The organism is Brevundimonas sp. MYb52, from assembly GCF_002979535.1.
In the GTDB taxonomy this organism is placed as follows: domain Bacteria; phylum Pseudomonadota; class Alphaproteobacteria; order Caulobacterales; family Caulobacteraceae; genus Brevundimonas.
Genome location: NZ_PCPB01000002.1, coordinates 53,682 through 69,012, shown reverse-complemented (window position 1 = coordinate 69,012; position 15,331 = coordinate 53,682). Strand labels below are relative to the sequence as shown.

15 protein-coding genes are annotated in these 15,331 nt (G+C 65.3%); 11 read left to right on the top strand and 4 right to left on the bottom strand.

All coding sequences use genetic code 11. The annotated features are described in order from the left end of the window. Positions 1-75: 75 nt before the first annotated feature. Positions 76-3,006, bottom strand: a complete 2,931-nt coding sequence (locus CQ039_RS03720) for a TonB-dependent receptor domain-containing protein (RefSeq protein ID WP_233190197.1) — start codon at positions 3,004-3,006, stop codon at positions 76-78. A 363-nt stretch (positions 3,007-3,369) separates the two neighbouring features. Here CQ039_RS03720 and CQ039_RS03715 point away from each other — a divergent pair, with 363 nt between their 5' ends. From CQ039_RS03715 to CQ039_RS03705, 3 genes are all read left to right on the top strand, one after another. Further along, the gene (locus CQ039_RS03715; protein WP_105689992.1) at positions 3,370-3,900 is read left to right on the top strand and encodes a hypothetical protein; all 531 of its coding nucleotides are present in this window, start codon (positions 3,370-3,372) and stop codon (positions 3,898-3,900) included. A gap of 3 nt (positions 3,901-3,903) precedes the next feature. Next, complete coding sequence (locus tag CQ039_RS03710) at positions 3,904-4,308, top strand: TIGR01244 family sulfur transferase (protein ID WP_105563289.1); 405 nt, start codon at positions 3,904-3,906, stop codon at positions 4,306-4,308. A gap of 244 nt (positions 4,309-4,552) precedes the next feature. Further along, entirely contained in the window at positions 4,553-5,461 is a 909-nt protein-coding gene (locus CQ039_RS03705) for an MBL fold metallo-hydrolase (protein ID WP_105563290.1), read from the top strand. Here CQ039_RS03705 and CQ039_RS03700 read toward each other — a convergent pair. Both CQ039_RS03700 and CQ039_RS03695 read right to left on the bottom strand, forming a co-directional pair. Beyond that, complete coding sequence (locus tag CQ039_RS03700; RefSeq protein ID WP_105563291.1) at positions 5,458-6,147, bottom strand: DUF1499 domain-containing protein; 690 nt, start codon at positions 6,145-6,147, stop codon at positions 5,458-5,460. The two genes, CQ039_RS03705 and CQ039_RS03700, sit on opposite strands and share 4 nt — an antisense overlap. Before the next feature lie 17 nt (positions 6,148-6,164). Then, positions 6,165-7,796, bottom strand: coding sequence for a long-chain-fatty-acid--CoA ligase (locus CQ039_RS03695; protein WP_105563292.1), 1,632 nt, complete (start codon positions 7,794-7,796; stop codon positions 6,165-6,167). Positions 7,797-8,038: 242 nt separating this feature from the next. On the opposite strand from CQ039_RS03695, the gene udk reads away from it, so the two are divergent. Then, positions 8,039-8,683, top strand: a complete 645-nt coding sequence (udk, locus tag CQ039_RS03690; RefSeq protein ID WP_105563293.1) for a uridine kinase — start codon at positions 8,039-8,041, stop codon at positions 8,681-8,683. 87 nt (positions 8,684-8,770) lie between these two features. Then, positions 8,771-9,385 carry a TetR/AcrR family transcriptional regulator gene (locus CQ039_RS03685; RefSeq protein ID WP_105563353.1) on the top strand — a complete coding sequence of 205 codons (615 nt, stop codon included), beginning with the start codon at positions 8,771-8,773 and terminating at the stop codon, positions 9,383-9,385. A 12-nt stretch (positions 9,386-9,397) separates the two neighbouring features. Here CQ039_RS03685 and pdxH read toward each other — a convergent pair whose 3' ends face one another. Continuing rightward, on the bottom strand, positions 9,398-10,060 hold the full coding sequence (gene pdxH, locus CQ039_RS03680; RefSeq protein WP_105563294.1) for a pyridoxamine 5'-phosphate oxidase: 663 nt from the start codon (positions 10,058-10,060) through the stop codon (positions 9,398-9,400). A gap of 142 nt (positions 10,061-10,202) precedes the next feature. Between pdxH and CQ039_RS03675 the strand changes: the two genes are divergently transcribed. From CQ039_RS03675 to CQ039_RS16515, 6 genes are all read left to right on the top strand, one after another. Then, the gene (locus CQ039_RS03675) at positions 10,203-10,931 is read left to right on the top strand and encodes a DnaJ C-terminal domain-containing protein (RefSeq protein ID WP_105563295.1); all 729 of its coding nucleotides are present in this window, start codon (positions 10,203-10,205) and stop codon (positions 10,929-10,931) included. Positions 10,932-10,941: 10 nt separating this feature from the next. Next, positions 10,942-12,027 (top strand): chorismate synthase, encoded by a 1,086-nt coding sequence (gene aroC, locus CQ039_RS03670; protein WP_105563296.1) that lies wholly within the window; start codon positions 10,942-10,944, stop codon positions 12,025-12,027. Positions 12,028-12,278: 251 nt separating this feature from the next. Next, positions 12,279-12,974, top strand: coding sequence for a pirin family protein (locus tag CQ039_RS03665; RefSeq protein ID WP_105563297.1), 696 nt, complete (start codon positions 12,279-12,281; stop codon positions 12,972-12,974). 121 nt (positions 12,975-13,095) lie between these two features. After that, on the top strand, positions 13,096-13,368 hold the full coding sequence (locus tag CQ039_RS03660; protein ID WP_199183629.1) for a hypothetical protein: 273 nt from the start codon (positions 13,096-13,098) through the stop codon (positions 13,366-13,368). A gap of 81 nt (positions 13,369-13,449) precedes the next feature. Further along, positions 13,450-14,070: a DJ-1/PfpI family protein gene (locus CQ039_RS03655; protein ID WP_105563298.1), complete on the top strand. Its 621-nt coding sequence runs from the start codon at positions 13,450-13,452 to the stop codon at positions 14,068-14,070. 328 nt (positions 14,071-14,398) lie between these two features. Then, positions 14,399-14,713, top strand: a complete 315-nt coding sequence (locus tag CQ039_RS16515) for a hypothetical protein (protein WP_146112370.1) — start codon at positions 14,399-14,401, stop codon at positions 14,711-14,713. Positions 14,714-15,331: the final 618 nt, after the last annotated feature.

The window sequence follows — 15,331 nt, the reverse complement described above, 5'->3', positions numbered from 1 at the left end:
CCCTTTACGACGTATCCAACAAAAAAAGGGCGGCGGACCCGAAGGTCCGCCGCCCCGCTTTCATTCTGACCTAAATCAGAAGTTCGCCGTCAGACCGAAGAAGAAGTAACGGCCCATCGCATCATACAGCTGCGGGTAGGTATTGTTGTTACCCGTCGTGCCGACGCTGTACGACAGCGGCGGATCTCTGTCGAACACGTTGTTAACGCCAGCGCGCAGGCTGAGGTTATCACGCACTTGCCAGTCAGCAGCGATGTCGAAGTAGTTCTGGGCTTCCAGAGTCTTGTCCAGACGATCGATGCTGTTGTTCAGGCTGCCGTCGGTGCCCAGGACGCCGATTTCGACTTCACTGTAGTAGCGCCACGTACCGGCGAACTGGACATCCCAAGGAGTTTCCCAGGTCATGCGGGCGCGGTGACGCCATTCCGGGTTCGGCACGCCGCACTGGTTGGCGAAGAAGCCAGCGCAGTCATAGACGCTGTTGCTGAAGCCCAGACCCGTGTCGGTTTCCAGTTCCTTCAGCCAGGTGCCGACGAAACCGAAGCCCAGACGGCCCCATTGATCTGCGCCCAGGTCGGCCAGATCGATGCTGTAGTTGGCGTTGACGTCCATGCCCGAGGTCTTCAGGCCGCCGATGTTGACGTTGGTGTCGATGACGTTGCCGTCCGCCAGCCACAGACCGCCGGTGCCCGGATCACGACGGATCAGCTGACAGGCCGCTGCGACGTTGTTGTCATAGCAGGCCGAGATCGTGTTCAGCTGGCCGATGGCGCCGATCAGGTTGCTGACCTCGATGTTGAAGTAGTCGAGGGTCAGGTTGAAGCGCGGCAGGAAGCTCGGCGTGAAGACCACGCCGAACGTGACCGTATCAGACTCTTCCGGCTCCAGGTCGGGGTTGCCGCCTTGCAGGAAGTTGTACTGACCCGACGGGTTGGTCACCAGACCGCCCGTCGATTGAGCGGCCGTAACCTGCCAGGGGTTCGTACCGATACAAGCCGCGGCGGAAGCCGTGCCGTCGCCGTTCGGGTCGGTGAAGTCGCAGGGATCGTCATCCATGTCGAACAGGTTGAAGCCCTGAGCCTGGAACAGTTCGATCACGTTCGGAGCGCGAACGGCGCGAGCATAGCTGGCGCGGAAACGCACGTCTTCAATCGGCGCATAGTCGATGCCGAACTTGTAGGTGTCGGTCGACAGACGCGCGTACTCGGAGTGACGATAGGCAGCGTCAACCGAGGCCGAATAGGCCCAGGGTTGCTCGTCCGCCAACGGGATCTGGATTTCGCCGAAGGCGTCGATGACGTCTGCCGAACCGGTGAAGCCGATCGTCGGGCCGCCTTGGCCAGCACCGTCGCCGGTGGCGAAGGAGACATCCGTGGTCGAACCCAGGGCGTCACGGCGATATTCCGCACCGATGGCCACCTTGACGCCCGAAGAAGCGGTCGGCAGTTGCCAGCCGTACTGACCCAGATCGCCCGTCAGAGCGGCCGTCAGGACCTGCTGCGTGGTTTCACCGGTCTGCACCAGCGGGATTTGCAGGTAGTCCAGGGCTTCCTGCGTCACGCCGCCCAGCGAGAAGATGTTGTAGGGCACGCAAGCCGGGTCCGTACCATCGACGACGGAACGGCAGGTCGCGACGCCGCCAACATCGACCACGTCAAAGGCGCGAGCCAGACGCGTGTTCGAGAAGTCGTTCAGATAGACGCGGCTCATGTTGACGCGCGAGAACTGGGCCGCGACGTCATAGTTCCAACCGGCAGCGATTTCGCCGCGGATGCCGACGACGGCGCGGTAGGATTCGTAGTTGATCGTGTCCTGACGTCCGCCGCCTTCGACGTTACGACGACCGATCAGCATGTTGACGGAGTCACCCGGCGCGGCGCAGCCGATTTCGCCGCGTTGCTGAGCGGACAACAGCGGGTTCGAACAGTTGATTTCCAGGATCGGGCCGAGGAAGGCGCCCGACGGCGCGATCTGGGCGTTCGACTTGTAGTCCGAGAACATCAGTTGGGCGAAAGCCTCAACCTTGTCGTTGATCTGGTAGCGGCCCATCGCTCCCAGAGTGTAGCGCTCATCGGGACGCTGGAAGTAGTTCAGCGGGCCGAAGTTGTAGGCGCCGGTCGCCGCGCTGTAGGGCACGAAGGTGCCTGCGCCAGGCGTGCTCGGCCCACCAACGGTGAGGGCCTTGTTGCCGGTCGGCAGAAGCGCAACAAATTGACCCGGGAACGACGTGCCCGAACCGCCGCAGGTGAACTCACCGGCAGCTTCACCGCCCAGCGAGCAGGACGAATAGTCGCGGTTGGCGCCCAGGATCGGGTTGTTCGAACGATAGCCGGCATAGGCCAGCAGGTTGCCCTTACCGTCCGGAGCCGAAACACCCATCATCAGGTTGATTTCGCGGCTCTCGCCATCGACGACATTGTCATCGGGAAGCTTGAAGTTGGACGGGTTGGTTTGACCGCGACGCTCGATGACCGCGCGCAGGTTGCCCGGACCGTCGTAGTCGTTGTTGTGCTGGTAGAAACCGTATTGAGCATCGATCTGGATGCCCTCGAAGTCCTTCTTCGTGATGAAGTTGACAACGCCGGCGACAGCGTCCGAACCGTAGACGGCCGAGGCGCCGCCGGTCAGAACTTCAACGCGCTCAACCAGTTGACCCGGAATCTGGTTCAGGTCGGCGGCCGCGTCGTTCGGCGAGCCGTAGCCCATACGGCGACCATCGACCAGCACCAGGGTGCGGTCAGCGCCCAGGTTGCGCAGCGACACGGTCGCCGTACCCGATGCACCATTGGACACGGTCGAGTTCTGCGCGGCGAAGGCCTGCGGCAGTTGGTTGACCAGATCTTCAACGCGGGTCACGCCTGCGATGTCGATGTCTTCGCCGGTGACTTGGGTCACAGGGCTGGTGGTGGTGAGGTTCGATTGGCGAATGCGCGACCCGGTCACGACGACGTCGCTGACCTGGCTGGCCTGATCGGCTTCAGCCGGCGCCGGAGTCGTTTGAGCCATGGCAGGAGCCGCCATGCCCGCAAGCGCAAGGCCCGCGATCATTGTCGACGCCAGCAACCGCTCGCGTTTGATCTGGAAATTCAAGTGTCACCCTCCTGATGTTGTGACCGACAACGGCAGAGCTTAATGCCCCCGAGCCTGTCAGCCACGGCTTCATCAATCGTCACTGGCAAAGCGTTCGACCGATAGCTGATGGGAAAATAGCCACGTGATTTCTGTATCGGACAGGGAAATTGCAGAACCGTAACAAAGTCGCCCCCACCCTGTCGCAAAATCGCCACGCTCGACCTATGCTGTCGCTTGACGCAACGCTAGAAATTCAAGACGAATTCTCTAACGACCTCCTGCCAGAGACCTCGAAAAATGCGCACCATCTCCGTTGCCGTATGCACAATTGCCGCAACTTTTCTTCTAAATGAACAGTGTTATGCGCAAATTTCCGCCCCTGAACGCTCGACGCTCATGAGCGAGATTTCTCGGTGCCGGGCCATTGCTGCCGACGCCGAGCGCCTGACTTGTTTCGACAATGCGGCAAGCGCCCTGGACACCGCAGAACGACAAGGTGACGTGGTGGTGGTCGATCGCGGACAGATTCGCGAAGCTCGCCGACAGCTGTTCGGCTTTGAAATGCCGGGCCTTCCAGCTCTATTCGGTCGAGACGAAGCCGAGGTGAAGATCGATTCGGTCGAGACCACTCTCATAAGCGCCGGCCAGGGCGCGGATGGAAAATGGCTGTTCCGACTGGCGGATGGATCGCAATGGCGCCAGATCGATTCCGAGCCTGTCCGGTTCCAGAATCGCGCTGGCATGGACGTTCGGGTGCGCCGCGCCGCCCTGGGCAGCTATCAACTCACCGCAGGCCGCAGCCGGGCGGTGCGTGTAAGGAGACAGTAGATCATGGCCGACCCGGTCGCATTGAATGAAAACACCTGGCTGTCAGGCCAGATCGCCCCTCAAGCCGTGGCGGCTTTGGCCACGCAACTGGGGTTGCGCCGGGTGATCAACAACCGCCCCGATCATGAAGAGCCGGGCCAGCCGACCAGCGCCGAAATGCGGGCCGCGGCCGAGGCGGCGGGCCTGGACTATGTCGAGGCTCCGGTGAGCGGCATGCCTGATCCCGTCACGGTGGCGCGGGTCGGCGAATGCCTGGCGGATCAAGCCCCGACGCTGCTCTTCTGCCGCTCTGGCATGCGCTCAGCGGCGATCTGGGCCATGGCCGAGCGCGCGCGGGGCGCCGACGCCGACGCCCTGCGCGTCCAGGCCGCGGCAGCCGGCTACGATCTCAGCCGCCTGCCGCTCTAGCGGGCGATGGAGACGCGGGCGGCGTAGGGCGGGGCCGGCTCCGGCGTGCAAGAGGCGACAGCCCACTGCGCCGCCGTGAGACAGACCAAAACAGCCACGACGACCCAGGGCCGATTTGGCACAGGAAAAACAGCGGTTCGGATCACGGCGACGGCTCCCGAATAGGTTACAGGCGTTGAACGCAAGGTCGGCGCCGCCCGACCGTCGCCGCCCGACCGATCCGCCTCTCCAAGGACGCCCGCCCGTGATCCCCTATGTCCGCCAGTTCGACTTCACCTACGGCCATCGAGATCAGGTCTCGCCCCTGATCCAGCGCGTAATCGCCGACAACCCCGGACCGTTCACCTTCACCGGCACCGGCACCTACATCATCGGGCGTGACATGCCGGGGGCCGAGGTGGCGGTGATCGACCCCGGCCCCGAGGACGAAGCCCACCTGCATGCCCTGCTGCGCGCGGTAAAGGGTCGGACCGTCAGCCATATCCTGGTGACCCACACTCACCGCGACCACGCCCCCCTCGCCCGCCCCTTCGCCGAGGCGGTCGGCGGCGCCCCGATCCTGGCGGCGCAGCCTCCGGCGCGGACCACCCACGCCTCGGCCGCCCTGGACGAAGACGACGATGACGATTTTGCGCCCGACGTCGTGCTGACCGACGGCGAAATGATCGAGGGCGACGGCTGGATGATCGAGGCCCTGGCCACGCCCGGCCACGCCTCGAACCACATGGCCTTCATTCTGCGCGATGAGAACGCCCTGTTCAGCGGCGATCACGTCATGGGCTGGTCGACGACGGTCGTCGCCCCGCCCGACGGCGACATGGCGGCCTATATGAACAGTCTGGACCGGGTATTGGCGCGCGGCTTCTCGACCATCTGGCCGACACACGGCCCCGCCATCACCCAGGTCGCGCCCTTCCTCAAGGCCTATCGCGACCACCGGCTGGAACGCGAGGCGCAGATCTGCGCGCGGCTGGCGGCGGGCGATGCGACCATCGCGGACATGGTCCCGGCCCTCTACGCCGCCGTGGACCAGCGTTTGTGGCCGGCGGCCAGCCTGTCGGTCCTGTCGCACCTGGTCAAACTGGTGAAGGAAGAGCGCGTCTCCGCTGATCCAGAACCGACGATGGCCGCGCGCTATCGGTTGATCGGCTAGGGCTGCAACCCGTCCATGACGGCGCGCGCCAGGCGGCAGGCCTCGTCGCCGACCGTGACGCCTTCGCGCTGGGCCACGCGGACGTCGGTGCGGCCCGGACGGATGCGGATGGCGGCGTCATAGGTGAGGCCGAACCAGAAGCCTTCCTTCGCCCCATCGGCGCGGAAGGGCGCGGCGCCGCGCACGGTGAAACCCGCCGCCGACAAGGCCGCCGCCGCCGTCTCGGGCGCGACCTGACGCGAAACCGACACCAGATCAGGGCAGGCGACCGATGCGCCCCCCTGCCCCCCGCGCATGGCCAGGACCGCGCGTGAGAAGGCGGGCGCCTCGGCGGCGTCGCTTGTCACATCATTGTCGGCCGGAACCGCAAAGCGGCCTTCCTGGACCAGAAAGAGCGCCACGGTCGCGCCCGCCACGATCAGGGACACGACCGCATAGAGCCCGCGACGGCGCATGTCCTTGAAGGCCGCCACCACCGCGACCAGGGCCGCCGCCAGGCCTGCAAAGGCCAGGATGCGACCTATCTTCAGCGTCAGGACCTCCAGACCGAACCCGGCGGACCACAGGCCGAAACGCGTCCCGAAGACGGCGACCAGCACCAGCAGGGGCGCCAGACACGCCGCCAGCGTCAGCCAGCGCAGTCGGATTTCAGCCGTGCGCGCCTGGGTCCGGGTCGGTTCAGCCATGCGGCCCTCCTGAAAGATCAGCCTGCGGTCGGCAGACGGTAATCCTTCATCTGCTCGCGCAGCAGCTTCTTGTCGATCTTGCCCGTGGCGCCCAGGGGAATATCGGCCAGGAAGACCACGTCGTCGGGCATCCACCACTTGGCGATCTTGCCCTGCAGGAAGTCCAGATGCTCCTGCTTGTCCTCAGCTTCGCCGTCCTTGAGCTTGATCAGCAGGACCGGGCGTTCGTCCCACTTCGGATGGGCAGCGCCGATAACGGCGGCCAAGGCGACCTTGGGATGGCCGACCGCAAGGTTTTCGATCTCGATGGAGCTGATCCACTCGCCGCCGGACTTGATGACGTCCTTGGCGCGGTCGGTGATCTGCATGAAGCCGTGATCGTCGATGGTCGAGACATCGCCGGTGTCGAAGAAGCCCTCGTTGTCCAGGATCTCGCCGCCCTCGTCGCGGAAGTAGGCGCGGGCGATGGTCGGCCCCTTGATCATCAGACGACCATAGGTCGAGCCGTCATGCGGCATCTCCTGACCGGCGTAGTTCTTCAGCTTCAACTCGACGCCCAGCGGCGGCGTGCCCTGCTTAATGCGCCACTTCAACTGTTCCTCGAACGGCAGGGCGGCCAGTTCCGGCGTCATGTTCGACAGGGTGCCGATGGGCGAGGTTTCGGTCATGCCCCAGCCCTGCAGCACCTCGACCCCGAACTCGTCGTGGAAGGCGCGGATCATGCTTTCCGGCACGGCGGCGCCGCCGATCAGCACGCGGGTCACGGTCGAGAGCTTCAGCTTGTTCTCGCGCAGGTGGTTCAGCAGCCCCTGCCAGACGGTCGGCACGGCCGCCGAGAAGGTGACGCCCTCGGTCTCCAGCAGTTCATAGATGGCCGGGCCGTCCATGCGGGCGCCGGGCATGACCAGCTTGGAGCCCGCCGCCGGCCCGCCGAAGGCGATGCCCCAGGCGTTGGCGTGGAACATGGGCACCACCGGCAGGATGACTTCCTTGGGCGTCGCGCCCAGGACGGTCGACTGCAGGCCCAGCAGGGTATGGATGAAGTTCGAGCGGTGCGAATAGAGGACGCCCTTAGGATTCCCCGTCGTGCCCGAGGTGTAGCAAAGGCCGCAGGCGGTCTGCTCGTCGAAGCCGCCCCACTCGATGTCTTCCGACGACTGCTCCAACACAGTCTCGTAGCATTCGACCACCGGCAGCTTGGTCTGCGGCATGTGGTCGGGATCGGTCATCACAACCACCCGCTCGACCGACGGACAGTGCGGCAGGATGGCGTCCAGCAACGGCACGAAGGTCAGATCGACAAAGATGATCCGGTCGCCCGCGTGGTTGATGATATAGACCAGTTGCTCCGGGAACAGGCGCGGGTTCAGGGTGTGGCACACCGCGCCGATGCCCATGATGCCGTACCAGGTCTCGATATGGTCGGCGGTGTTCCAGGCCAGGGTGGCGACACGGTCACCGGGCTGCACGCCCCAGGCCTTCAGCGCGTTGGACACGCGCTTGGCCCGAGCGTGAATGGCGCCATAGGTGGTGCGTTCGATCGGCCCCTCGACGGATCGCGTCACGACCTCGCGGTTCGGGTGCCAATTCTTGGCGTGGTCGAGAATTTTATCGACCGTCAGCGGCCAGTCCTGCATCAAACCCAGCATCGCATTCCCTCGTCTGCACCCTCTAAAACGTGGCGCTTTTCCAGACGCTATCGAGGTAAATGGCGATAAGCAACGTGCCGTTAGGGAAACAAGGTCGCAGTCTCGACCACGATATTTCACCGCCCCCTCCAGCGTTCTTCGCTCGGCCTTCCGCCTCGGAAACCTCGTGCTTGGCGCCTCAATGACATGGTCAATCCCACCTCGGCCGCCTAGAAAGCCGCCGGAATAGCCGGAGACCGCCCATGACCATTCTCATCGCCATCACCGGAGGCTCCGGCTCCGGCAAGAGCACCTTGGCCGAGGCCCTGGTCTCCTCGCTGCCCGCCGGCGTCGCCGTGCTGATGCGCGAAGATTCATACTATCTGGACGCCGCCAGCGTGCCGGGCTTCGACGCCGACACCCACGATTTCGACGACGTGGCCGCGCGTGATCACGACCTTCTCGTCGAACACCTGTCCGAGTTGAAGGCTGGCCGCCCCGTCGTCGCCCCCCTCTATTCCTTTATTCACCACGGCCGCGATCCGGGCGGCGAGCCGATCCCCGCCGCCGAGGTGGTGATTTTGGAGGGCACCCACGTCCTGTGCACCCCGGCCCTGACCGCCCTGTTCGACATCAAGGTCTTTGTCGACACCCCGGCCGACATCCGCTTCATCCGCCGCCTGCTGCGCGACCAGACCGAGCGCGGGCGCACCGCCGAATCCGTCATCCACCAGTATCTGCTGACCGTTCGCCCAGGACACGAGCGCTGGACCGAGCCTTCGCGCACCCACGCCGACTTCATCGTCGCGGACGCCACGGCGGCGGTGCGGCTGGAAGATCCCCAGGCGGTGGTTCGCCTGGCCGCGCCCGTCCTGGCCCATCCCCTGCTAGCGGATTGGCATCGCTAGTTGATTTGCATTCGCAAAACTATGTTACATGTTGCAATCAAGGCATTTTAAAGGCACGTTATCCATACTCTTTCCGGGTATGTAATGATGACCGCACTGGTCCACGATCTCGACGATCCTCGACGCTCCGCAATTGTGCGACAGGCGCGATTACACTTCATCAACGAGGGTTACGCCGGCACGCGCATGGAGCCTATCGCGCGAGAGGCAGGGGTTTCGACCGCAACACTTTACGCCTTCTTCGACAGCAAGGCGGTCCTGTTCGAAGCCGTCATCGACAATGCTTCAGAAGACTTCGCAAGCCACATGGCGGCGGTGCACACGACATCAGGCGCCCCGCGTGAACGCCTGACCGAATTCATCGGCGGCTATGCCGAATTCATGAGCAACAGCTTCGTTCGGTCGGTCTTTCGGCTGGTCCTGGCCGAGCGGCCTCGGTTCGAGGCCATCGCCATGCGCTTCTTCGAACGCGGCCGTTCCGATTTCGGCGCCATTCTGATCGGCATGCTGGTCGAGATGACCTCGGCCGGCCAGATGAAGGTGGACAAGCCGTCCTGGGCCGCCGGGCAACTGATGGGCATGATTGAACACCCCGTCTTCTTCGTGCCCCTGGTGACTGGGGACGACGTCGTGGCCGAGCGAACGCCGCGCGCCATCGCCGAGGATGCGGTCGAGACCTTCCTGGCCCGCTACGCCGTCTAGCCCCCTTTACGGCTACGGCCAGAGGCGCGTCCGCAGCCAGGCGTCGCCATCGCGTTCAAAGCGCAGGCGGTCATGCAGACGGAAGGCGCGATCGCGCCAGAACTCGACCTGCTGCGGCACGATTCGCCAACCGCTCCAGCGGTCCGGGCGCGGCACGTCCTGCCCGTCGAAACTTTCCGTCTGCTCGGCCACGCGGGCCTCCAGGACGGCGCGACTGTCCAGCGGTCGCGACTGATCCGAGGCCCAGGCGCCGATACGGCTTTCGCGCGCCCGGCTGGCGAAATAGGCGTCAGCCTCAGCGGCGCTGACGGGCTCGACCACGCCGCGCACCCGAACCTGACGGCGCAGACTCTTCCAGTGGAAGACCAGGGCCGCTGCCGGATGCGCCCACAGTTGCTCGCCCTTGGCGCTCTCCTGATTGGAGAAGAAGGTGAAGCCACGCGCATCCACATCCTTCAGCAGGACGATGCGCGCGTCCGGCACCCCCTCAGCATCCAGCGTCGCCAGGGTCATGGCGTTGGCGTCATTCGGTTCGGCCGCCTTGGCCGCCTCCAGCCACTCGGCGAACAGACCGAAAGGCTCGGTCCGCTCGAACATGGTCTCATCCGCATTGGCCGCCAGTTGCGCGGCGTAGTCCTGGGCAGACGGGCTGGGCGGGATCAAGGGCTGGGTCATGGCTGAGTCTCTACACCCGCATTTCCCCTACGTCATCAGCTGTGGACTAGGGCGCGACGGCAAGCTTCACCATAAGCTGAAACTTTCCTTTCCGTCGACACGGTTAACTCGGCCTTGACCATATTGGCCCGAGGCTGGCCCCATGTGCGCCGACGCCCTCACCCTTGAAAACGCCCGGTCGCTTCTGGGCCTGACCGGCCCCGTCAGCGCCGACGGCCTGGCCACAGCCTTCCGCGCAGCGGTCAAGGCCGCCCGTCCCGACGCCCCCGGCGGGGACGCCGAACAGTTTCGCCGCGTCATCGCCGCCTATCGCCTGTTGCAGGCCCAGACCCTGGCCCTGCCCGCGCCCGCCTACGCCAGACCCTTCGTCCAGCCGCCCGCCCCTGCCCCGCTCCTGACCATGACGCCGATGCAGGCGATCAGCGGCGGCTGCATCCGCGTGATCGTCGGCGCCCGCACCCTGCTGGTCCACGCCCCGCCCGGCGTGCGCACAGGCGACAAGATCAGACTGAAGCGCGGTGCCGCCGACGGGACTGACCTGCTGCTGCCCGTCCTGATCCGCCCCGCCGACGGCCTGTCGGTTCTAGGCGGCGATCTGTTCATGACCTGGGCGGTGCCGCAGCGGATGATGGACGACGGCGGCCGCATCGAGATCATGACCCACGCCGGTCTGCGCTCGTCCTGGCTGGTGCCGGACATGGTCGAGCCGGTGCGTCTGCGGCTCAAGGGCCTCGGCCTGGCCGCACGCGGAAACCGCCCTGCCGGCGACCTGTTCGTCAAGCTGGAGGCCTCGGCCGACCTGCCCTCGGCGGCCGAAGACCTGCTGCTTCGCTTCACGCGGGTCTGGACGCCGGAGCGCATCGCGGCTTAAGCGGTAAGCCATGTCGCACAACACCTTCGGCCACCTGTTCCGCGTCACCACCTGGGGCGAAAGCCACGGCCCGGCCATCGGCTGCGTCGTCGACGGCTGCCCGCCGCTGATCCCGCTGACCGAGGCCGACATCCAGCCCCTGCTGGATCTGAGGAAGCCCGGCGGCAGCCGCTTCGTCACCCAGCGGCAGGAGGCCGATCAGGTCCGCATCCTGTCCGGCATCTTCGACGACGGGAACGGCCCGGTCACCACCGGCACGCCGATCAGTCTGATGATCGAGAACACCGACCAGCGCTCCAAGGATTACGGCGAGATCGCCCGCGCCTTCCGACCCGGCCACGCCGACTACGCCTATCAGGCCAAGTATGGCGTCCGCGATCACCGCGGCGGCGGTCGCTCCTCGGCCCGCGAAACCGCCAGCCGCGTGGCGGCCGGCGCCGTGGCGCGCAAGGTCCTCGGTGACAGCATCCGCATCCGCGCCGGCGTGGTCCAGCTCGGCCCGCACCGCATCGCTGACGAGGCGATCGACTTCGACGCCGTCTATGACAACGCCCTGTTCGCCGCCTCCGCCGACGTGGTCCCCGCCTGGGAAGACTACCTGGACGGCATCCGCAAGGCCGGCTCCTCCATCGGCGCCGTCGTGGCGCTGGAGGTCACGGGCGTGCCCGCCGGCTGGGGCGCGCCGCTCTATGCCAAGCTGGACGCCGAACTGGCGGCGGGCCTGATGTCGATCAATGCGGTCAAGGGCGTCGAGATCGGCGCAGGCTTCGGCGCCGCCGAGCTGTCAGGCGAGGACAACGCCGACGAAATGCGCCTGGGCGACGACGGCCTGCCGGTCTTCCTGTCCAACAAGGCCGGCGGCGTCCTGGGCGGCATCTCCACCGGCCAGCCGCTGACGGCCCGCGTGGCGTTCAAGCCCACCTCCTCCATCCTGACCCTGCGCCAGACCATCAACCGCGACGGCGCTGAGGTCGATCTGCGCACCAAAGGCCGCCATGACCCCTGTGTCGCCCTGCGCGGCGTGCCCGTGGTCGAGGCCATGGCCGCCATCGTCCTGGCCGACGCCATGCTGCGGCATAGGGCGCAGGTGGGTTAGAAGACCTCCCCTTTCCTCCCCATTCATGGGGAGGGGGACCACGAAGTGGTGGAGGGGGCGACGCCGCCATCGACAGTTTCAAGCAGCCTCCCTCTGCGCCGCCCCCTCCGTCTCGCCCGCTGACGCGGCCGATCCACCTCCCCATTCGCTCCGCGAACAGGAGGAAAGACACCCCTTTTCGTAACAGTTATCGTTACCTATATAGCTCCCGACCGGCGCGGCATAGGCTGCAGCCACAGGGAGACCGAACCATGATCGACGTCAGACCTTTCAATACCCTCGGCGGCGCCAACCACGGCTGGCTGAACGCCAAGCACCACTTCTCGTTCGCCAACTACTATGATCCCAAGCGCATGGGCTGGGGCCGTCTGCGCGTCTGGAACGACGACGAGATCGGCGCCCGGTCGGGCTTCCCGCCCCACCCCCACGCCGACATGGAGATCATCACCTATGTCCGCACCGGTGCCATCACCCACGAGGACTCGATGGGCAACAAGGGCCGCACCGGCGCGGGCGACGTTCAGGTGATGAGCGCCGGCACCGGCGTGCGTCACTCCGAGTTCAACCTCGAGAACGAGACGACCACCCTGTTCCAGATCTGGATCGAGACGGACAAGCCCGGCGCCCAACCGTCCTGGGGCCAGCGCGAATTCCCCAAGAACGACCGCTCGGGCAAGTTCACTGTCGTCGCCTCGGGCGATCCGGCGGACGAGGCCCTTTCGATCAACGCCGACGCCAAGATCCTGGCGGCGACGCTGAAGGCGGGCGAGAGCCTGACCTATGACCTGACTGCCGGTCGCCGCGCCTATCTGGTCCCCGCCGTGGGCCGGGTGGACGTCAACGGCGTGACGCTAAACGCCCGCGACGGCGCCGGCATCGTCGACGAGGCTGTGATCACCATCACCGCCAGCGAAGACGCCGAACTGGTCATGGTCGACAGCTTGTAACCGCCCTCTGTCATCCCGGAAACGGCGCAAGCCGTTATCCGGGACCCAGGCGGCGGTCACGATCCCGCCGTCAGCCTCTGTTCACTTCCGTCGCGCAGAATGGGCGCTTCGGGAGATTCTCATGACCAAATTCTTCGCGCGGGCGACTGCCCTTCTGGCCGTCGTCGGCGGTTCGCTGATGCTGCAGGGCTGCGTCGTCGGGGCCGTGGTCGGCGCCGGGGCCGCTGTCGTCGGCGGCACGGCCAAGGCGACCGGCGCCGTGGTCGGCGCGGGCTTCGACGCCGTCACCACCTCGGACGAGGAAACCAAGGCCAAGCGCGAGCGCGAACAGCGTGAACACGAGCGCGAACAGCGCCGCTGCGAGCAACGTCAGCGCCAAGGCAAGGACTGCTAGGGCCGCTCGCGCACGAACCGGCCCTGTCGGCGCGCGCCATTTCCGGCCTAGGGTGAGCCTCCCTCCCCTGACGAGCCCGCCATGCAGATCGCCATCCTGACCCTCGACGGCTTCAACGAGCTGGACAGCTTCATCGCCGCGGGCATCCTGAACCGGATGAAGAGCCAGGGCTGGGCGGCGCACATCACCTGCCCGACGCCGGAGGTCACCTCCATGGCCGGGGTCACCATCCAGCGCCAGAAGCCGCTGGACTTCCTGACCGAGGCCGACGCCGTCCTGATCGGCAGCGGCATCAGGACCCGCGACTACGCCGCCGATCCCGCCTTCCTGTCACAGCTGAAGCTGGACCCGTCGCGCCAGCTGATCGGCGCCCAGTGTTCGGGAACCCTGCTGCTGGCCAAGCTGGGCCTGATCGGCGACCTGCCCGCCTGCACCGACCTGACCACCAAGCCCTGGGTGATCGAGGCCGGCGTCAATGTCGTGGACGCCCCCTTCGTCGCCCATGGAAACGTCGCCACGGCGGGCGGCTGCCTCGCCTCCCAATACCTCGCCGCCTGGATGATCGCCCGAATGGCGACCGTCAAAGACGCCGAAGAGGCCATCCACTACGTCGCCCCGGTCGGAGAAAAGGTCGAATACGTGGCACGAGCGATGGCGGCGGTGAGGCCCTTCATCGAGGCTCAAACACAGTCAGCGGCCTGAGCCGCCCGACTGCCAATGCCCGCCATCGACGCCGAAGCCCAGGAATCCAGATTGCCCTCCGCCGTCATTCCGGGGCGCGAAGCGAACCCGGAACCCAGGCGGCTAGGGCCTCGCCGCCCCTGCCTGCGTTAAACGCCTGAGCCCCGGATCGCCCCTGCGGGTCGTCCGGGGTGACGGGGGAGGCATAAAGTCCGCTTTCGACCCATTGCGGACATTCAGCACGAGGGGCAGGGTTCGGCGTCTGGGAATGCGCGAGGGGTTTTCAACTGTGGGACGCCAAGAGATTTTAGTCCGCGCGCCCGGCTCGTTCATTTTGGTCGGGGGTAGCGTGGAAGTCGATGCTCCCCCGTTTGGGGATGGTCCGGTCCGACTTTGGGCAGATGAGCGTTGCGTCTGTATCGGGACTCTCTCTGAAGTCGATGGGCACACGCGTGTGGTTGTTGGATCGAATATTGATCACTCGAACCTCGCGCTGGCCTTCAGTGGCGAAATCGCCACTCCAGCAAGGCGACTGGTGATCAGCGACGCGGAGTTGAACACGTTGATCGAAGTCGCCGTTCCCGCTTACCTGACCAACCTATCGATCTGGACGAATGACGCACGCGAGCCGAGCATGATCGCAATCAACGTCACTGATCGTTAGGCCGCTTTCCACCCTTAGCGGACATTGACGGCGGCCCGCTTTCGAGCCGGAAGGCCAATGTCCGCTTTCGGCGCCGAAACCCAGGACCGCAATCGACCCATTGCGGGCGTTGGCGTTTGCGAAGACAGTCTCTACCGAATTTGATGTTCGAGGCGGCTGTTGGGGGCAGGTGTGCGGATATTTCTCTGGCTGATAGCGGCAGCTCTTCTCGTTGTAGGCTCCACATCTGCATGGGTGGCGTGGTGGCCGCACAGTGACCTCACGAAAGCTGGACTGAACACAGAAGTCGGCGAACTGACATCTGGGAGCAGGTTTGGCTTGCGTCCAGGTATGCCTTGGCGGGAAGCCGACCAAATCATTCGATCTCAGTTCGAACCGGTGTTTGTATTGTGGTGGGTCGGCACTGAAGAAGAGAAGGCTCGTGGCGCGGGAAAAACCTCATCGTCTCCGGTACTATCGGGACAAAGCGAAGTCTCTTATCGTGACAGGTCGTGGAGAAATGGCGTGATAACTCTTCGCCTGCACGATGGTGTCGTGACAGAGGTGCGTTGGTGGTACGGCGGGCCCTTCTATATTGACCTTTAGAGGTCGTGCGGCACCATCGATAACGTCCGCTTC